The organism is Rhizobium viscosum, assembly GCF_014873945.1.
Classification (GTDB): Bacteria; Pseudomonadota; Alphaproteobacteria; order Rhizobiales; family Rhizobiaceae; genus Rhizobium; species Rhizobium viscosum.
The window spans coordinates 152562-172055 of the sequence record NZ_JADBEC010000003.1 but is presented as its reverse complement, the minus strand read 5'-3'; the positions used below and the strand labels follow the sequence as shown (position 1 = coordinate 172055).

The following is a 19494-nucleotide window of genomic DNA, read 5'->3' as shown; positions in this document are numbered from 1 at the left end:
TGAAAGCCACGCGTTTCGGCTGCGACTTTTCCGTCTGCCGTCCCAGCGTTGCTTTTCGCCGGTTCATCGCCTACTCCCTGAAAATCCTACCCTGCAAAGAGGCATCACTTTGACCCCCGCTCCCGAAAATGCCGGCCAAGCCCTTATAGTCTTCGATCTCGACGGCACGCTGCTCGACACCCATGTCGATCTGGTCGAAAGCCTGAACTACACGATCGCAGCGCTTGATCTCGAGCCCGTTACCTATGACGATCTCACGCATCTCGTCGGCCAGGGCGCCCGCGTGATGATCGAGCGTGCCTGCAAACTGCAAGGCCGGCCGATCTCGTCGGAGGAACTTGCCCCGCTCGTCGAGCGCTTCGTCGCCCATTATAGTGCAAACATGCCGGGTCATACCGAGCCCTACCCTGGCCTCGTCGCCGCCATGGATCGCCTGAAGGCGTCGGGCTATCGCCTCGCCGTCTGCACCAACAAGCTGGAAGGCTTGGCGACCAGTCTGCTCGAGAAGCTCGGCCTGACGCATTATTTCGATGCCATTACCGGCGGCGATACGTTCGAACACCGCAAGCCGGACGCACGGCATCTGACCGGCACGATCGAACGCGCCGGTGGGGATGTTTCCCGCTCGGTGATGATCGGCGACAGTATCAATGACATTGCGGTGGCGAAGAATGCCGCCGTGCCCTCCATCGCCGTGCCCTTCGGCTATTCGGATGTGCCGGTTTCGAGCCTCGACCCAGATGTGATCATCACGCATTTCGATGAGTTGACGGTGGAATTGGTGGAAGATTTGTTGCGGGATTCTGCAACGAAGGTTGCGGTGTAAGGACGGCGCTGTTCCATATCATCTACCGGCGTGCCGTGGGACACCCCCCTCTGGCCTGCCGGCCATCTCCCCCACAAGGGTGGAGATCGGCCAGAGGCTTGACCTTCGCACATCATTGACGTCGCGCAGCTTGTGACGTCAATTGTTTGGGGAAACCGGCGCCCCCAGCCAATCTCCCCACCTGTGGGGGAGATGGCCGGCAGGCCAGAGGGGGGTGTCCCCCACGGCATGCCCTCTCGGTATTTGATCTACCCCCCAAACGAAAACGGGCGGCCCGAAGACCGCCCGTCGAAACACTCTGTAAACGCCAACGTCAGATCTGGGCCTCACGCGACTTGGTCGTCACATCGAACGCCTTTTCCACATAGGCATCCCGACCGTACACATCATCGAAATACTCGATCACGCCATCCTTGTTCGGCCAGGCGGTGAAATAGGACACATAGACCGGGATCTTCTGCGGTACCTTCACGGCGTGGTTCTGGCCGGTGGCGATCTGTTTGGCGACATCGTCGACAGTGGTGCCGAGAACGGCGGCCGCCATGGCGCGTGGGTCTGCAAGGCGCACGCAGCCGTGGCTGAGCGCACGCATGTCACGCTTGAAGAAGCTCTTCGAGGGCGTGTCGTGCATGTAGATGGCATGGCTGTTCGGGAACAGGATCTTCAGTTCGCCCAGCGCATTGTCGCTGCTCGGCGGCTGGCGGACCGAGATGTTCTGCGTCGAGCCGTACCAATCGACGCTGGAGGACGGAACGGCATGGCCGCCGACTTCGACCTCGTAGCCCATCTGATCCAGATAGTTCGGGTCGGCGCGCAGCTTCGGCAGCATTTCGTTGATGATGATCGATTGCGGCACGCCCCAGAACGGGTTGAACTCCACCGTCTCGATCTCGTCGTTGAAGAAATAGGTCTGGTTGTTCTTGCCGCCGACGACGGTGCGCATCGCAAGCTGCTGTTTGGAGTCGTTATAGTAATAGGCCATGAAGGCCGGCTGGTTGATCATCACATAGCGTGGGCCGAGATCGTCAGGCAGCCAGCGGGCCTGCTCCATGGCGACGACGAGCTTGTCGATCTTGGAGCCGTTGGTGTCGCCGCCGGTCATGGTGCGCACGGTCGCCTGGCCGATCACGCCATCGGGCTTCAGACCATGTTCCTTCTGGAAGTCCTCGACCAGTGACACGATCTCCGGCGAATAATCGCTGCCGCCCGTGTACGCTGCAAATGTTGTCGCATGCGCGGTCTTCAGCTCTTCCGAACCATTCTTCTGGATCGCCTTGACGATGTTGGCCACTTCCGGCGAGCTGTCGCCTGGGCGCAGCAGGGAAGTGAGCGAAATCGTGATCCGCTCTTCATTGCCGCCGTCGGCCGCACGCAGCTTGGCAAGTTCGGCCTTCAGCGCCTGGAACTGCGTGCCATCAGGGTTGCGGCTGGAGAGATAGGCAGCGACGTCAGGGCTCATGCGGGAAAGCTTCAGCACCGGATCGAGCCTGACGACCTTGCGCTGAAAGTCGTGGTAGCCGGAAAGCTTGTTCGGGTCGACGCGGCCGCGCGTCGTGTCTTGCACATAAGCGAGAACCTTGGAGGAAAGCGCCAGTTCGAACTGCGTCAGCGCCCGGTCGCGGACATCAGGATCCGGATTGGCCGGATCGATTGTCGGCTCGGAGACGGCATAATCGGCCGGGTCGAGGCCGACGCTTGCCGCATCGGCGAGCACGCTGAGGGCTGCCTTGCCGTGCTCATTGACGCCCTCGCCGGACACCCAGATGAGCGGGTTCTTGCCGTCACCGTAATAGGCCTGCAGGGCTTTGGCGACATCGGCATTGGCGCGAACCTTGGCTTCCGTCAGGAAGTGGCGCTGCGGAGCACCGTCGGTCGTGGCCGTGCCGGAGACGTCGGCGACCGCGCCGGTGATGACAGGATCGGCAAACTTCGCGGTATCGACGAGCAGCAAGGTTTCAGCCTTGTAGGTGTAGTAGCGCGGGCTGGAAACCTTCGGCATTGCGGCTTCCGGATCGATATCGCCGCCAAGGCCGTTGCGATTGCCGGGATTGCCGCGAACCGGAGCCGAAGGATCCATGAAGATCGTGCTCTGGCCGCTTCTTGCCCGGTCGCCGCGCAGCATGTCCATCAGCGTATAGGCATGCGCAGGAACCGCGCCCATCACGCAGGAAAATGCCAATGCGGAAACCGCGCTTTTCAAAACGAATTTCATCTTGTTTTCCAGTTCCAGTATCATGCTGTGTCGAGCAAAAAGGCTCAGATCTATTCTTCCAGAATTCCCGGCAGCCGCGGCTCTTTCATCAGAAATCGGCCTGTGCCGCCAGCGTTTTCAGGCTCAACTTTGTGTGACGGGGTCAAACGCGAACGCCGCGCAGTAGTTCACACAAAATTATGAAATTATTAGTTAATTTTTTACCGAATTTTCTTGTCCGAGAAAGGGCGCTTTCTGTCGCTCCTCGCATTAATTTTCCGGCGTGGCCGAAAAAACACGCCGTAAGGCGCCCGCGATGGCGATGCAAAACATGAGATCCATTTTCAATATTTCGCATGGCGTCCGGTTTTCTTGGAAAGCGTTCCACCCTATAAGTCCCTCATCTCCAAAGACTGCCCTCAACAGCATGTGACAGGAAGGCACGAAGCCATGAGTTCCACCCGCACCGAAACCGATACATTTGGCCCGATCGAAGTCGCCAGCGACCGATATTGGGGCGCGCAGGCGCAGCGTTCTCTCGGTAATTTCAAGATCGGCTGGGAAAAGCAGCCGCTCTCGATCGTGCGTGCGCTCGGCATCGTCAAGCAGGCGGCGGCGCGTGCCAACATGGCGCTCGGCCAGCTCGATTCCAGCATCGGCAAGTCTATCGTGGATGCCGCCCAGGAAGTGATCGACGGCAAGCTGAACGACCATTTTCCGCTGGTCGTCTGGCAGACGGGTTCAGGCACGCAATCCAACATGAATGCCAATGAGGTGATCTCCAATCGCGCCATAGAAATGCTCGGCGGCGTCATGGGTTCCAAGAAGCCTGTGCACCCCAACGATCACGTCAATATGAGCCAGTCGTCGAACGACACTTACCCGACGGCCATGCACATCGCCTGCGCCGAACAGATCGCCCATCACCTGCTGCCCTCACTGAAGCATCTGCATGCCGCGCTCGACATGAAGGTCACGGAATTCAGCCACATCATCAAGATCGGGCGCACGCATACGCAGGATGCGACACCGCTCACCCTCGGCCAGGAGTTTTCGGGTTACGCAGCGCAGGTCGGCTCCGCCATCAAGCGTATCGAAATGACCCTGCCCGGCCTCTGCGAACTCGCCCAGGGCGGCACCGCAGTCGGCACCGGGCTGAATGCACCGGTCGGTTTTGCCGAAAAGGTTGCCGAAGAGATCGCTGTGATCACGGACATGCCCTTCGTGACCGCGCCGAATAAGTTCGAGGCCCTCGCCTCGCATGATTCGATGGTCTTCGCCCATGGCGCGATCAATGCGGCAGCGGCCGCCCTCTTCAAGATCGCCAACGACATCCGCCTGCTCGGCTCCGGCCCGCGCGCCGGCCTCGGCGAACTGGCCCTGCCCGAAAACGAACCCGGCTCCTCGATCATGCCCGGCAAGGTGAACCCGACCCAGTGCGAGGCCCTGACCCAGGTCTGCATCCACGTCTTCGGCAACCACGCGGCTCTCACCTTCGCCGACAGCCAGGGCCATTTCGAGCTCAACGTCTACAATCCGATGATGGCCTATAACTTCCTGCAGTCGGTGCAGCTGCTCGGCGACGCCGCCGTCTCCTTCACCGACAACTGCGTCGTCGGCATCGAGGCCCGCGAGGACAATATCAAGGCCGGCCTCGAACGCTCGCTGATGCTGGTGACCGCCCTTGCGCCGAAGATCGGCTACGACGCCGCCGCCAAGATCGCCAAGACGGCGCACAAGAATGGTACGACGCTGAAGGAAGAGGCGCTGGCGAGTGGGCTGGTGACGTCGGAGGAATATGACGCGATCGTGCGCGCGGAGACGATGATCAGCCCGAAGTGAGCTGGTGCATTGACGTGAGAAAGGGCCGGCTTAGCCGGCCTTTTTTTGTTTGGTAGGGCAGCGAGCTTCCTCCTTTGCCAGGCGGATGAGGGGCCGTGGAGCACGACATTGCTTGCAGTCTGACTTGATGAGGAAGCGGACGACCGCGTCATTTTTGCCGCCAATCCCGCCTCCTTCGCAATTGCTTTTACCCCCAGCCACATCTAGACCGGTTCCAAACTATCCCACCTAGAAAGGTCACTTCGATGGCTGACGATCTCTTCCCCCTCGGCGCCGACAACACCCCCTATCGCAAGATCAGCAGCGACTATGTCTCTGTCGATACGTTCAAGGGCCAGGAGATCCTCTCGGTCGATCCGGAAGGTATCCGTCTGCTCGCCGAAACGGCCTTTGCCGACATCAATCACCTCCTGCGCCCCGGCCATCTGAAGCAGCTCGCCGCGATCCTCGACGATCCCGAAGCGACCGACAATGACCGCTTCGTCGCCTATGACCTCCTGAAGAACGCCAATATCGCCGCCGGCGGCGTGCTGCCCATGTGCCAGGATACCGGCACGGCGATCATCATGGGCAAGAAGGGCCGCCGAGTCTGGACCGAAGGCGGCGATACCGCAGCGCTCTCGAAGGGCGTGCTCGACGCTTATGAAAAGAAGAACCTGCGCTATTCGCAGCTCGCCCCTATCAAGATGTTCGAGGAAAAGAATACCAAGAACAATCTGCCGGCCCAGATCGATATCTATGAGGAAGGCACCGATAGCTACGACTTCCTCTTCGTCGCGAAGGGCGGCGGCTCGGCCAACAAGACCTTCCTTTTCCAGGGCACGCCCTCGCTTCTGTCGCATGACCGGATGCTCGACTTCCTCAAGGAGAAGATCCTGACGCTCGGTACGGCAGCCTGTCCCCCCTACCATCTGGCAATTGTCATCGGCGGCACCTCGGCCGAGATGAACCTGAAGACCGTCAAGCTCGCCTCCACCCGCTACCTCGATGAGCTGCCGACCGAAGGTTCCGAAAACGGACACGCTTTCCGCGACATCGAGATGGAAAAGGAGATCCACAAGCTGACGCAGAGCCTCGGCGTCGGCGCCCAGTTCGGCGGCAAGTATTTCTGTCATGACGTGCGCGTCATCCGCCTGCCCCGCCACGGCGCCTCGCTGCCGATCGGGCTCGGCGTCTCCTGTTCCGCCGACCGCCAGGCCAAGGGCAAGATCACCCGCGACGGCATCTTCATCGAGCAGCTGGAAACCGATCCGTCGAAATACATGCCCGAGATCGACGAGGCGAAGCTCTCCGAATCCATGGTCCGTGTCGATCTCAATCAGCCGATGGCCGATATTCTCGCCGAGCTTTCCAAGCACCCGGTCAAGACGCGCCTGTCGCTATCAGGCACGATCATCGTCGCCCGCGATCTCGCCCATGCCAAGATCCGCGAGCGGCTGGAAAAGGGCGAGGGCATGCCCGACTATATGAAGAACCACCCGGTCTATTATGCCGGCCCGGCCAAGACGCCCTCCGGTTATGCTTCCGGCTCCTTCGGCCCGACGACCGCCGGCCGCATGGATTCCTATGTCGACCAGTTCCAGTCCTTCGGCGGCTCCATGGTGATGCTCGCCAAGGGCAACCGCTCGCGCGCCGTGCGCGAGGCTTGCAAGAAGCACCAGGGCTTCTATCTCGGCTCCATTGGCGGTCCGGCCGCCCGGCTGGCGCAGGACTGCATCCGCAAGGTCGAGGTGCTGGAATATCCCGAACTCGGCATGGAGGCCGTCTGGAAGATCGAGGTTGAGGACTTCCCGGCCTTCATCGTCATCGACGACAAGGGCAACGACTTCTTCCAGGAGCTGAACCTCGGTTGAGACCTGAGGCTGCCGGCTATCGCACCGAAGCCGTCTCGGCCGGATCGATATTGGTCGCCGCCATGGGCAGGACTGCTGGTCTTTCCATGGCGGCGATATCGGACGCGCTGAGAATATCCTCCGCCTTCACGCTGGCGAGGATATCCGTGCTGAAGATGCCGTTGAAGAAGCCGGTCTGCTGTAAAAGAAAAGCACAGCCGGCAAGGATGGCGAATGCGAGAATGACGGGTGACGTGTGGCGAGGCGATCCCATGATCCTTCATGCCTTCGGCAGAGGACCGCGATCCGGCCCTCTTTTGAGACAGAATCTGTCACCTTGCCCTGCTCGCCAGTGGACCAGACAAAAGATACCGACCGTCAACAAAACGAAAACAATCCCTGAAAAGAGAAAACAATTGAACTTTTTTGGAGCACCTCGCGCATAAGAGGTGTCTCCATTACAGTCGAACTTACAAATATTTGAGAAAAATCATAGGGCTGATCGTAGTATTGATGCCCATCAAACTTATCGTATGTAATCTTTGGTATATATCGCTTTAATCATTTCCCAAGAAATCTAAGATAACAAATAGAAGATTGCTTAAGAATTGGATGAGGAGTTGCCGGAATGAACACGGCTGTTGCGCCCAAGGTGCAGGTTCCCGATGTGGCGGGTCAGATCACCTATGCCATGCGCTCCATGGGCGTTGCACCAATTCCCCGCAACTATGAACTCTTCTACGAAGCCTATATCGGTTCCAACCCCGCACTCACCCGCGACCTTGCTGCTCTCGGCAGTCAGGCGACGCAGGCGGAGCTCGATGCGCTCGGCACGCAGCATTGCTCCCACACGGCACCGGCCAAGATCTTCGACGACGCCCACAGCCGCATCGCCGGCGAGCTGGAAGGCCTGCTGCGCGTGCTGCGCCAGGAGCAGACCTCGCTCGAAAGCTATAACCGGCTGCTCAACGAGACCTGCAAGCGCATCAGCTCCAAGAGCACGACGAGTGCCGACCTGATCGAAAACGCCATCGATCTGCTCACCCAGGCAACCGGCGATACGATCACCCATGGCGAAAAGACCGTCGAAGACATGGTTCAGCGCTCGCAGGAGATGGATCAGGTCCGCAAGGAACTCGACGAATACAAGCGTATCGCCAATACCGACTCGCTGACGCGCCTTTCCAACCGCCGCGCCTTCGACGACCGGCTGGCCGCCGTCTTCAACAATCCGACGTTGCGCCCGGTAACCGCCCTGCTCCTCGCCGACATCGACAATTTCAAGAAGATCAACGACACCTACGGCCATCCGGTCGGCGACAAGGTTCTGGCGACGGTCGCCTCCGTCATCCGCACCAATGTCCGCCGGGACGTCTTCGTCGCCCGCACCGGCGGCGAGGAATTCGCGCTCATCATCGACGGCAACACACTGGACGAAGTGACGGCGATCGCCGAGCGCATTCGCCGGACGCTGGAATCCACCCCCTTCAAGAATTCCCGCACCCGCGTCAATTACGGCCCGGTCACGGTCTCCATCGGCATCTGCATGGCCTCGAACGCCGACGATGCCGGCGAGCTCTACTCCAAGAGCGATATCGCGCTTTACAGCGCCAAAAACGCCGGCCGCAACTGCACCGTCGTCTATGAAGACGGCATGCAGAAGGAATTCACCAAGAGCTGGCTGATCTACAAGTCCTGATATCAGGATGGACTTTCCGGCGTAGAGCATATCCAGGACATGGTTTGGCTGGTGTTCTCCCAATGGGTAGGCCCTGCCGCTTATGTTCCGGCGTCACGCGCTGACTGGCCGCGCGTCGCCCGTCAGTGCCAGGCGGAGGCCGAGCCCAAGCATCACGATCCCGGTAAAGCGCTTTTGCCAGACGAGCAGATGCGGGCGGCGGGAAAGCCAGTTGCCGAGACCGCCGGCGCCGAGAGCCACAAGCGCAAGCACGACAAAACCGGAGAGTTTCTGCATCCCTCCAAGGATCAGAAGCTGGGCGGCGACTGGCCAGCCATTGTGCGGATCAACGAACTGCGGAAGAAAAGCCAGCATGAAAACCAGCACCTTCGGGTTCGTAAGATTGCTGACCATGCCTTCGCGGAGCGCCGTCCAGCCGGAGACAGGATTGCGTTCGACAGTCGGATCAAGCGTTCCACGCGTTTTCAGCAGAAGCTTCAACCCAAGCCAGATGAGATAGGCCGCACCAACCCAGCGAAGAATCGCAAAGGCGAGAGGCGAACTCTGGATGATCGATGCGACCCCAAGCGCCAAAAGCGGAAGCTGGATCAGCCCTGCGGCGAGCGTTCCGCCGACGGCTGTCAGAAATGCCACACGCCGGCCCTGTCCTATGCCGCGCCCGATAACCAGCAGCATGTCCGGACCCGGCGAGAGCTGCAGGGCAAGAAGCGCCAGGAAAAACGGGATCAGCGTGCTTGAAACGAACATTTCGAACTCCCTGGAGGTGGCAGCACCTTCGGACACAGCCGATAGCATGCCTGAGGCCACGCGCAAACTGGCCGGCGGGCCGCCATCAGCGACCGCGACAGGGCTATGCAGGCGACGGACACTTCCTCAAACCACCTCGATCCGAAAATCCGCGCCCTCCCAGCGCTGCGCATCCTTCCAGAAGATCGTGAAGTCGATCATGCCGGGGCCGAGTGCCTGCGTCGGCAGGTCGAAGACATGGGTGCCGAAGCCAGTGTCGCGGCATGGGCTGTCGGCGGCGCGTGTCCAGCCGTCGGTAGACCAGCGCACCATAGCGGGCTCGGGCAGTTCGATGCGGAGCCGCCGGCCCGCCGGCATCTGGTCGCGTCGGGCTGTCAGCCGCCAGGAGAATGGTGCCGGCGCCGGCTTTGCCGCGACATAGCGGGCAAAGGTCTGGGGCGGCATGTCGAAGATAACGCCGTCCCGAAGCGAGCGCAGCAGCTTGATATGCTCGGCATGCGCCCAAACGAGCGGCATGGCGCTACCCGAGGGGCGCCCGAGGAAAAGCTCACGCTCCGGCACGTCCTCGCTGTCCCAGATCTGCTCGGGCAAGAGCCCGCCTTCGCTCGCCGAGGCTTCCAGCGCAGCAAGCATTCGCCGTGCTTCCTCCACTCGCCCGGCTGCAAGTTCATAATGGGCACGCTCACCGGTCAGCAGCGGCCAGAGCCTGCCGACACCACTGCCGGCAAAGGGCGCGCCGCCGACCCGCTCGCCGTAGCCGTCGTCATTGTAGCGGTACCAGTAGGGACCGGCCGGAAGGTCGCGGCGCAGCTCTGCATCGATTGCCGCGATTGTGCCGAGCATGCGCGGATCGTCGGCGGCCCGGAGGCCAAAGCGCACCAGCGCCAGCGCATCCGGGCTGATCAGCAGATCCGCTTCAAGCACCTCTCCGAGATCGTCCCGATTACGGATCGGAATGAAGTCACGCCGCAGTGACAGGCTGCCGTCGGTCGCCGAGGCGATGCGCACATAATAACCTTCGACGCCGAGACGGCGCGACAGTTCGGTATCGGTCGCATAGGTCCACTCCTCGATCCGCTCGTTCCAGCCGTCGGCGACCTCGCGCAGATAGTGCGCCGCATCCAGCCGCCCCGCCGCTTCCACAGCATCGGCCGCCGCAAGCAGCCCGGCGATCTCGACGGCAAGCGTAAACGGCGAGTAGCCGGCATCCTCCTCCCAGCGATCCTCCTGGGTGGCGGGGCCGTTTCTGACGATATAGCCCGCAGCCGCCTCGACCATGGGCAGATAACGTCCCCTCTCCGAGGCATCGATCGCGCCCGCACGCAGCAGCATGTCATAGAGCAGGATGGGAAAGGCCGTCTCATCCATCTGGATGCCGTACCAGTAGGGCCTGCCGTCGAGCCAGGCATTCTGCACCCAATGGCCGTCCGCCTCCTGGATGACGGCGAGATAGTCGAGCACGGATCGCGCATCCGCCGTGGCCCCAGCTGCAAGCAGACCGCCTGCCGTTTCCACAAGATCGCGCGTCCACACCAGATGATAACCGCCAAGGTCGTCATCGCCTTTGCTGAAGCCCCAGGGGATGGAAAGGCTGGCGATGATGGCGCCGGAGGCATCGTCGCGATGGGTGGCGAGCACGCCGGTGCTGACGCGATAGCGGTTCAGCTTATCGGGATCATGCGGCTCGTCCAGCGCCAGCAGGCCGGACTGCCACTCCCGCCAGCCGCTGCGATAATGTTTCAGCGCCGGCTCGGCACCCTGTTCCAGGCTGAGCAGCGTGCGCAGGGCAGCCTCCTCCGGCTGTGTGCCGAAGCCGATGGCGATCAGCGCCCTTCCTTGGTCAGCTTGGCCCTCGCCTGCCCGCATATCCAGTGTTCCCGACAGCGCGACATTGCCGGATTTAGCGCAACTGTATTCCTCATTCAGCCCCTCGCCGCGCGACAGCATCTGCCAGCCATCGGAAAAGCCGACATAGCCCACTGACCGCGCAAGCCAGGGCACCGAAGCGGCAATGGCGAGCGACCGCCCTGACCCCTCGGCAAACAGCATCTGCCTGCCCTTGAAATCATCATACCAGCCGTTGTTGTCGGCGCCGCCATTGACGAGATGTGGAGCAACAAGCGCATGCAGCCGATAGTCTGAGAGATTGCCTATCAGCGCCTCGAAGCGGATGTCCTGCAGCACCACTTCGCGCTCAGGGTCTGAAAAGATCGTCTTGGTGATGCGATAACGCCCGTCGCGGGCGGTATTGATGAGGCGGAAGGCCGGGACGCCGTCCTCGATCGCCTGTACGCTGTGATCGGCGTCGCGCTTCTCCTCGGAGAAATAGCCCGCAGCCGTGACGATGAAACCGAAATCGCGCACGCAGGCCATATCGAGCCGTGGCGCGTAGATCTCGTTGAGGATGCCATGACTTGCCGTGAACCAGACGCAGCTCGCCGAACTGACGGCGGTACCAACGGCACTCTTGTCGCTGGACGTCCATCGGGGCTCGATGCCCGGCGCACCTGGCGGCTCGACGGCACCGGGTGGTCGTGTCGGAAAGGCCAAGTGCTGTTCCTCCGCTCTATTGGCTCGTCTTCTCTGCCATCCTGAGATGAAATTAAGCGATCTGCAATATACCGGCTTGACAGCCGGCTACGATCTTGCGCCCGATAGAATAGCGCGGGCCCTATAGAATAGCGCGGGAAGAAATAAGGGTACAGCCGGAGAGGAGCGGCAGCCATGGCTGACACAATGGAAGAAAAGCAGACGCGTGAGCGAGCCAAGCCGAAGGTTGCGGCGCCGGCCGGACGCATCGTGCTCGCCGTCGATATCGGCGGCTCGCATGTGAAGGCGGAACTCAGCAGCGGCAGCGAGCGACGCTCGGTCGTATCTGGGCGCGCGATGACGGCGGCGAAGATGGTCGCAGCCCTCACCGATCTGACCGCCGACTGGCATTATGATGTCGTCGCCATGGGTTACCCCGGCCCCATCGCTGCCCACCGCCCCGCGGCCGATCCGTTCAACCTCGGCCCGGGATGGAAGGGCTTCGATTTCGAAAAAGCCCTCGGCAAGCCCGTGCGCATGGTCAACGATGCGCTGATGCAGGCGATCGGCAGCTACGAGGCTGGCCGTATGCTCTTCCTTGGGCTCGGCACGGGCCTCGGCTCGGCGATGATCGCCGAGAATGTCTGCATGCCGCTGGAACTGGCGCACATGCCCTACAAGAAGGCGACCTTCGAGGACTATGTCGGCGAACGTGGCCTGGAAGGTCGCGGTAAGGGCAGATGGCGAAAATCGGTCTTCGACGTCGCCGACCGCCTGGCTGCTGCCCTGTTGCCCGACTATATCGTCATCGGTGGCGGAAACGTCGAAAAGCTGAAGGATCTGCCGCCCAAATGCCGGCGCGGCAGCAACGACAACGCCTTCCGCGGCGGCTTCCGGGTCTGGCTGGACGACAGCCTGCGACTGTGAGCGGGCTGAAACCGATGTGCTCGAAGCCCTGTTGGGCGGCGGAAGGTGATGACAATGCTGGAGACGGACAAGCTGTTCGCCGGCTCGATCCCGGAAAACTACGATCGCTATATGGTGCCGCTGATTTTCGAGCCCTTCGCCGTGGATCTTGCGCAGAGAGCGGCCTCCCTGTCACCCGGCGCCGTTCTGGAAACCGCAGCAGGGACCGGTGTTGTCACTCGTGCACTGGTGCCGAAACTGTCGTCGGGCGCACGCTATATCATCACCGATCTCAACCAGCCGATGCTCGACTACGCCGCTTTGCAACAGGGCTCCGATAACCGTCTGGAATGGCGCCAGGCGGATGCTCTGGCGCTGCCGTTTGAAAATGCTGCCTTCGATCTCGTCTGCTGTCAGTTCGGCGCGATGTTCTTCCCGAATCGCATATCCGGTTACCGCGAAGCAAAGCGTGTCCTGAAGCCCGGCGGACATTTCCTGTTCAACGTATGGGACCGCATCGAGGAGAATGTTTTTGCCGACGATGTGACGAATGCCCTTGCGACGGTGTTTCCGGACGATCCGCCACGCTTCCTGGCACGCACGCCGCATGGCTATCATGACAAGGCGCTGATCCGCGCCGAGCTGAAAGAGGCGGGTTTCTCCCATGCGGTGATCGAAACCAAAGCCGAACAAAGCCGCGCACGCTCGCCCCGGATTCCTGCCCTCGCCTATTGCCAGGGAACCGTCCTTCGCAGCGAAATCGAGGCCAGAGCTCCCGGAAAATTGGATGTTGCGACCGACTGTGCCGCATCCGCGATTGCCGACCGGCATGGCGACAGTGAGGTTGTCGCCAAAATTCAGGCACACGTCATCATGGCAGTGGCCTAGAGGTTCAACATCTTGACTGGCCGGAATGCGGGTTTGGGCACAAGCAGATCACAAGGCGATCGAGCCCCAGACCAGTTTCGTCCTGACGATGAAACTCAGTTTTCCCTCGCGAGCATAGGGAGCGAGCATCTCGCCAAGCTGCCCGTCGAACTCGGTCATCCTGCCGGCCAGACGGGATGGCGCGAACGTATCGCGCGAATGCTGGCTACGAATGAAGTCTTCGACGTTTTGCTCGAATGGAGCGGAGTGGAAATGTTCGGAGCCTTCGATGTCGAGGAACGCTTTGTAGGCCGACCAGCTTTCCCGCTTGCCAATGGGATCGAACGCCTCGCCTGTTATGGCAGGAACCCATCTGGTCAGAAAAGACTGCCAGTCTGCTTCCCAGGCCGGTTGGAAAGGCGCATCCCCAGAGACGACGACCATCCTGTGATCGGCGGCGGCATAGGTTTTCAGCCGCGCGAAAAGCCGCTTGTGATCCATCCAGTGGATGCTCGCGGCAGCAACGATGAGGTCGGGACGATCGGGGATATCGACATCCTCGGCGAAACCGACGATCCAGTGAAGATTGCGTGCCCGCCCGTCCTCCAGGCTCTGGCCAAGCTCGATCATGTGGCGGGACGGATCGACGGCGATGACCTTTTCGAAATGCCGTGAGAGCGGCCGTGAAATCTTGCCGGGGCCGCAGCCTATATCCAGCAGACAGCTGCGTTTCGGCGCGATGGCCAGCAGCTTCTCATGGATCGCCTCGGGGTACGGGGGACGGTAGCGATAGTTGCTGACGACATCGGCATCCTCGAAAGATGCCCCTGCACGCGCATACTCGACCATGATAGGCTCCGTCCTCGGTGACAGTCGAGAACCATCCGATAGATCAAGAAGATGTCAGCATGGTAACAAGCATGGCGGATGGCTGCAAAATCGAACGGCTCGAAGGCCGGATAAACGGCGCATTCGTCTCCCGCTCCGACGCGGCGGAGATCGGGGTCGTCGTGCTCAGTGGTTCCAGCGGCAGGGTCGATATCGATCGTGCCAGATTGTTTGCCGAGACCGGTGCGAAAGCACTGGCGCTGCGGTGGTTCGGCGCAGCGGGACAGTCGCCCGGCATCTGCGAGATCCCGCTGGAAACCTTCTGTGACGCCACGGACTTCCTGATGTCACGGGGATGCCGGCGCATCGTCTTCGTTGGAACCTCGAAAGGCGCAGAGGCGGCCTTGCTTGTCGCCACCCTGGACCCTCGCGTGAACACTGTTATAGCGATAAGCCCAAGCTCGGTTGTCTGGGGCAATATCGGTCCCGGCAAGGACGGCAGAGAATGGCCCGAACGATCATCCTGGTCCTGGAAGGGAGAGCCGCTGGATTTCGTTCCCGCCGATCCCGCCTGGGAGCGGGATTATCGCGACGGGCTGGTTTCCTATCGTTCCTTCTTCGAACGATGCCTGGAGACCGACGGGGAAACGCTGTGGCGGGCGCAGATCCCCATCGAAAAAGCCACCGCAGACCTCGTCCTCGTGGCTGGCGGAGATGATGCACTCTGGCCGTCGGAGAGGTTTGCGCGTGAGCTTGCCAGCCGACGCGAAAAAAGCGGCAGGCCGGTGTCACTGGTCGTTGACCCCGAAGCGGGCCATCGGGTGCTGCTTCCAGGCGAAATCACGCCGCGGTCGCGCCTTCATGCCCATGGAGGCAGCGACGTTTCAGATGCAAAGCTTGGCCTGATGGCATGGGCGGCGATAGAAGCCGCTTTGTCGCCAAAGGATTGACTGGTCCGATACGGTTCAGGCGGAAAGCTGCAGCAGGATCGCACATGCCGCCATCAGCACCACGACGATCCATGGCGGTGCCTTCCAGACCACCAGCAGAAGGAAGCCGGACAAGGCAAGAGCAAAATCCGCCGATGTGAGAACTGCGCTTGTCCAAACCGGATTGTAGAGGGCCGCACCCAGCACGCCGACCACGGCAGCATTTGCGCCGCGCATGGCCGCCTGCGCCAGCGGATAGGTGCTGAGCCTGTCCCAGAAAGGCAGGGTGCCGAGCAGCAGCAGAAAGCCGGGCAGAAAGATGGCGACCAGAGCGATGGCTGCGCCCGCGACACCGTTGGGAGCCGGCCCCATAACCGCCCCGAGATAGGCCGAAAACGTGAAAAGCGGACCAGGCACGACCTGCGCGACACCGTAACCGGCGAGAAACGCGTTTTCCGAAACCCAGCCCGGCCGCACGACCTCCGCCTCGAGCAGCGGCAGGACGACATGGCCGCCGCCGAACACGAGGGCGCCTGAGCGATAGAAGGCATCGAAGAGGCGCAGCCCCTGCCAATCCATGACGGAAACGAGAAGCGGCAATCCAAACAGTAGGAGCAGGAACATCAGCAGGCAGGTAAGACCTGCTGATCGCGATATTCCGAACGAAAAACTTGCCTTGTGCTCGGCGGCGGCTTCGCGACAAAGCATGAGCCCGGAAACCGCGCCCAGCGCGATCGCGGCGAGCTGGCCGAACGCTCCCCCCAATGTCACGATGATAATCGCGGCCAGCGCGATGCCTGCGCGCGGCTTGTCGGGCGTCAACGATCGTGCCATGCCCCAGACGGCTTGTGCTACGACAGCGACCGCAACGAGCTTCAATCCGTGCAGCAGGCCCTGTCCGAGAGGATTGTCGAGCGCGGTGGCGGCGGTTGCGAAGATGAACAGGATCAGCGCGGACGGAAGCGTGAATGCGCTCCACGCCGCAAGCGCCCCCAGTGGCCCGCCGCGCAGCAGGCCCATGGCGAAGCCCACCTGGCTCGATGCGGGACCGGGAAGAAACTGACAGAGGGCGACGAGATCGGCATAACCCTTCTCGTCGATCCATTTGCGACGCGTCACGAGCTCGTCGCGGAAATAACCGAGATGCGCGATCGGTCCGCCGAAAGAGGTGAGGCCAAGCTTCAGGAAGGCGCCGAAGACCTCCGCAGGCGTACCTGCCGGCGAAGCCGCCGTCTTCTCCTCGGTCATTTCTTTTGCACCGCCAACATCCCCCATTCGCCGCCCCATATCCTCATCATTAATGACAGCGCGATGACAACAGGCGATTTTTGATGTCAGTCGAATAAGCCTTTGCAGATCTTGTGGTCGTGGTGCCACGGATCAGGCAACTCGACGAACCCGCGCTCGTGCGGGAGCGTCATTGCGATGACACCGGCCATGACGCAGGCAAGACCAAGCCCTGCCGTGGAAGACAGCCGCTCGCCGAGGAAGACGACACCGATCGCAACGCCGATCGGGACCCTGAGATAGGCCTGTGCCGTGGCGCCGATCGAACCGAGCGTCTGCATGAGACGGAAATAGATCACGAAGGCGAGCGCTGTCGAGAAGACGGAGAGAGCAAGAAGCGCCAGCACGGAATGCAGGCTCGGCTGCGATGTCTAGGGACGATCGGAAATGGCGCTGACCGGGATCAGGATTACCGCCCCCGATATCAGCGAGCCGGCGGCTTGGGGGGCGGAATGCTTCGATACGGACCGAACTGTCGACGTTCGGAAACAAGAGATCCAGGGAGTTGCGAAACCTCTTCCGTAAATACCCGGCTGGTGTCATAGGTGTTGGCAATGGAGGAGGATGATATGACTGAAATGACGGTTCTTGCATTTGCGCTGGTGGCATTCATCGGCATCGCCACGCCCGGCCCGACCGTGCTTCTCGCCCTGACCAACGGCTCGAAATTCGGGGTGCGCAGGGCGATATCGGGCATGATCGGCGCTGTCATGTCCGACTTCGTGCTGATCGGCGCCGTGGCCCTCGGCCTCGGTGCTCTGCTGGCTGCCTCGGAATTCTGGTTCACCGTCGTCAAATGGGTCGGTGTCTGCTACCTCGCGTTCCTCGGCGTCATGCTGCTGCGTTCGAAGGGAACGCTGGATATCTCGCTGCGCTCTGAAAACGGGAACGCATCCGCTTCGCCGGTGACGATCTTCCTGAAGAGCTTTCTCGTCGCCGTCACCAATCCCAAGGGCTACCTCTTCTTCTCGGCCTTCCTGCCGCAATTCATCGATCCCGCGGGCGCGCAGGTCGAGCAATACGCCGTGCTCGCCCTCGTCTTCGCAGCCATCGATTTCATGGTCATGTTCGGCTACGCGTTGCTCGGCTCGCAGGCCGTCCGGCTGTTGCGGAAATCGGGCGCGCTCTGGCTCGACCGCGTCTGCGGCGGCGCCTTGCTGACGCTTGCCGGCTCTCTCGCGCTCTATCGCCGCGCCAGCGCCTGAACCGACAGTCGCCGGGCTCAAAGAGCCCGGCGCGCTTCATGTGCTCTGCCGGATTGCTGCTTGCGGTCCAGTTACTGTGCCGCGAGCGGAGCCGCCGGAGCCGCACTTGTCACCGGCGGCGGGTTCCACTTTCCGATAAGGGCGGTCGCCTTCGGCGCATAAAGCCGCATCGTCAGATTATAGGGACCGTTGGGCGCCGGCAGCCAGTTCCATTCCTTGTCCTTGCCGGGGCTCTCTGTCTGGAAATAGAGATCGAGCGAGCCATCGGCGTTGAATTGGAACGGCATCCAGCTGCTGACTGCGAACCGATTGAGCGGATTGGCGACCTGGAACCCGTCATTGTCATAGAGCGTGATAGACCAGAAGGCGTTGACAGGCGGAATGTCATCCTTTTCGAAGTGGATCGTGTAATTGTTCCGTCCGTCCAGCGGGTTGCCGGTTTCGTCCGCAAGATTGAGCGGATAGATGGCGTCCTCGGGCAAATTGGCGCCAAGCCCCTGCTGCGCGACGATCGCCCGCTTCAGATAGTAGTTCCCGTAGACGCCCATCGTGTCGGTATTCATCGACCAACCGTTCACGACCCGCGCCAGGGTCTTCAGCTTCCAGCCCATGAGAGCCTGGGCATCCTGCGGAACGCTCGCCAGCGCTTTCTGGACGACAGGATCAGCCTTGGAAAGATCGAAGCTCTTGCCGGGCTCGAGGCCGATCCGCTTCATGCGGGCAATCATCGGCTGGTCCGTGCTGTGCGGCGGATGAAGCTTCAGGAGCTCGGCGGCATAGGCAAAATACTTCTCCGCCGAAGCCGTATCGACCTGGGTTTTCGGTGGCGTCTTCATGTCCACGGATGGGTCGATCTTGACCTCTGCCTTGTCTGGCTTTTTCCCCCATTGCGACAGCGGCGTTATCTTGTAGCCGTCCTGGATCTTGTGAACGGCGTCGTAATCCTGAGGGCCATCCGTCTTGGTGCGCCCGATGACCCAGACGTAGGGCGTCGGGGCATCGATCCTTTCGGTCCCTTCCGGCAGCTTGAACTCATCGAACTTGTCGCGAAGTTCGGGCCTCCAGCCGGACGGCGCGACCAGGAAATGTCCGGCTGCCGTTCCCGTCGTCCTCCAGCCCGGCGCTGCAAAGACATCCGTCCACATGTCCAGCATCGGCAGGAGGTAATAGCGGCCACCGGTATCCGGTGCGGTAATCACCACCGGTTCCTTCGTCAGATCGAGCCAGCCGCTGGAATAGAGCGTGTCGAAATTCGGCCGAACGACAGCCTTCATATCCGCCGGTGGAAATTCCCTGATATTGGCGAACCGGTTGGCCGGCCCGCCGATCGCCCCCTCCTTTGGTTCCATGTTGGTCAGCTGCTTGCGCGTGACGTCCATCGATATCAGCGGATAAAAATAGACATAGGCTTCGATGCCGATGGTGTGCGCTTCCTCTTCCGTCAGCGACGCGGCTGCGGCCCCGGAAGCGGCGGAAATGGCCATCGAAGCAAGCGCCAGGAAAGCCAACGACATCTTCGCAGGCAACAGGCATTTGATCCCGGACTGGGCAAATCCGATTGTCATGTGTTCCCTCCCAATAACGAATGAAGACCCCGCAGCCCATTTCCGGCCGCACGTTCTCGTCGAAAGCGCGACAGCCGGGGCATGGAGGATTACGGCCCCCCTCGAAGGAAAAATCGAAACACATGGCGTCTGTCTCCGGAAGTACGTTACTGTAAACGGAGAAGTAAACGCCGCTGCCGACGAACATGTAATTGGCTTCGCCCGGCGATTTACAGCGAGTTTACGGTAACGTACTTATCCG

Annotated in this window: 15 protein-coding genes and 1 pseudogene; 8 read left to right on the top strand and 8 right to left on the bottom strand. The window is 61.2% G+C overall.

What is annotated here, in order from left to right; all coding sequences use genetic code 11:
• Window positions 1–103: 103 nt before the first annotated feature.
• Window positions 104–826 (top strand): HAD family hydrolase, encoded by a 723-nt coding sequence (locus tag H4W29_RS32895; RefSeq protein WP_192733279.1) that lies wholly within the window; start codon window positions 104–106, stop codon window positions 824–826.
• A 313-nt stretch (window positions 827–1139) separates the two neighbouring features.
• Here H4W29_RS32895 and H4W29_RS32890 read toward each other — a convergent pair whose 3' ends face one another.
• Window positions 1140–3038: a L,D-transpeptidase family protein gene (locus tag H4W29_RS32890; protein ID WP_192733042.1), complete on the bottom strand. Its 1899-nt coding sequence runs from the start codon at window positions 3036–3038 to the stop codon at window positions 1140–1142.
• 429 nt (window positions 3039–3467) lie between these two features.
• On the opposite strand from H4W29_RS32890, the gene fumC reads away from it, so the two are divergent.
• Together fumC and H4W29_RS32880 are read left to right on the top strand one after the other, a co-directional pair.
• Entirely contained in the window at window positions 3468–4859 is a 1392-nt protein-coding gene (gene fumC, locus H4W29_RS32885) for a class II fumarate hydratase (protein ID WP_192733041.1), read from the top strand.
• A gap of 245 nt (window positions 4860–5104) precedes the next feature.
• Window positions 5105–6712 (top strand): fumarate hydratase, encoded by a 1608-nt coding sequence (locus H4W29_RS32880; RefSeq protein WP_192733040.1) that lies wholly within the window; start codon window positions 5105–5107, stop codon window positions 6710–6712.
• Window positions 6713–6728: 16 nt separating this feature from the next.
• Here the strand turns inward: H4W29_RS32880 and H4W29_RS32875 are convergent, their stop codons facing one another.
• Entirely contained in the window at window positions 6729–6965 is a 237-nt protein-coding gene (locus H4W29_RS32875; RefSeq protein ID WP_192733039.1) for a hypothetical protein, read from the bottom strand.
• A 354-nt stretch (window positions 6966–7319) separates the two neighbouring features.
• Between H4W29_RS32875 and H4W29_RS32870 the strand changes: the two genes are divergently transcribed.
• Entirely contained in the window at window positions 7320–8390 is a 1071-nt protein-coding gene (locus H4W29_RS32870) for a GGDEF domain-containing protein (protein ID WP_192733038.1), read from the top strand.
• Window positions 8391–8483: 93 nt separating this feature from the next.
• Here the strand turns inward: H4W29_RS32870 and H4W29_RS32865 are convergent, their stop codons facing one another.
• Both H4W29_RS32865 and H4W29_RS32860 read right to left on the bottom strand, forming a co-directional pair.
• Entirely contained in the window at window positions 8484–9137 is a 654-nt protein-coding gene (locus H4W29_RS32865; protein WP_192733037.1) for a LysE family translocator, read from the bottom strand.
• Between the two features lie 126 nt (window positions 9138–9263).
• Window positions 9264–11687 carry a glucan 1,4-alpha-glucosidase gene (locus H4W29_RS32860; protein WP_192733036.1) on the bottom strand — a complete coding sequence of 808 codons (2424 nt, stop codon included), beginning with the start codon at window positions 11685–11687 and terminating at the stop codon, window positions 9264–9266.
• 174 nt (window positions 11688–11861) lie between these two features.
• Between H4W29_RS32860 and H4W29_RS32855 the strand changes: the two genes are divergently transcribed.
• Window positions 11862–12593 carry an ROK family protein gene (locus H4W29_RS32855; protein WP_192733035.1) on the top strand — a complete coding sequence of 244 codons (732 nt, stop codon included), beginning with the start codon at window positions 11862–11864 and terminating at the stop codon, window positions 12591–12593.
• Window positions 12594–12647: 54 nt separating this feature from the next.
• Complete coding sequence (locus H4W29_RS32850) at window positions 12648–13460, top strand: class I SAM-dependent methyltransferase (protein WP_192733034.1); 813 nt, start codon at window positions 12648–12650, stop codon at window positions 13458–13460.
• Between the two features lie 48 nt (window positions 13461–13508).
• On the opposite strand, the gene H4W29_RS32845 is transcribed toward H4W29_RS32850, so the two are convergent.
• Window positions 13509–14288 (bottom strand): class I SAM-dependent methyltransferase, encoded by a 780-nt coding sequence (locus tag H4W29_RS32845; protein ID WP_192733033.1) that lies wholly within the window; start codon window positions 14286–14288, stop codon window positions 13509–13511.
• A 59-nt stretch (window positions 14289–14347) separates the two neighbouring features.
• Between H4W29_RS32845 and H4W29_RS32840 the strand changes: the two genes are divergently transcribed.
• The gene (locus H4W29_RS32840) at window positions 14348–15217 is read left to right on the top strand and encodes an acyl-CoA thioester hydrolase/BAAT C-terminal domain-containing protein (RefSeq protein WP_246517654.1); all 870 of its coding nucleotides are present in this window, start codon (window positions 14348–14350) and stop codon (window positions 15215–15217) included.
• A gap of 15 nt (window positions 15218–15232) precedes the next feature.
• Here H4W29_RS32840 and chrA read toward each other — a convergent pair whose 3' ends face one another.
• Together chrA and H4W29_RS32830 are read right to left on the bottom strand one after the other, a co-directional pair.
• Window positions 15233–16444: a chromate efflux transporter gene (gene chrA, locus H4W29_RS32835; protein WP_246517651.1), complete on the bottom strand. Its 1212-nt coding sequence runs from the start codon at window positions 16442–16444 to the stop codon at window positions 15233–15235.
• A gap of 86 nt (window positions 16445–16530) precedes the next feature.
• A pseudogene (locus tag H4W29_RS32830) lies at window positions 16531–16932 on the bottom strand (EamA family transporter); the annotation flags it as partial.
• A 120-nt stretch (window positions 16933–17052) separates the two neighbouring features.
• On the opposite strand from H4W29_RS32830, the gene H4W29_RS32825 reads away from it, so the two are divergent.
• Complete coding sequence (locus H4W29_RS32825; RefSeq protein ID WP_192733031.1) at window positions 17053–17688, top strand: LysE family translocator; 636 nt, start codon at window positions 17053–17055, stop codon at window positions 17686–17688.
• A gap of 71 nt (window positions 17689–17759) precedes the next feature.
• On the opposite strand, the gene H4W29_RS32820 is transcribed toward H4W29_RS32825, so the two are convergent.
• Window positions 17760–19253 (bottom strand): DUF1254 domain-containing protein, encoded by a 1494-nt coding sequence (locus H4W29_RS32820; RefSeq protein WP_192733030.1) that lies wholly within the window; start codon window positions 19251–19253, stop codon window positions 17760–17762.
• Window positions 19254–19494: the final 241 nt, after the last annotated feature.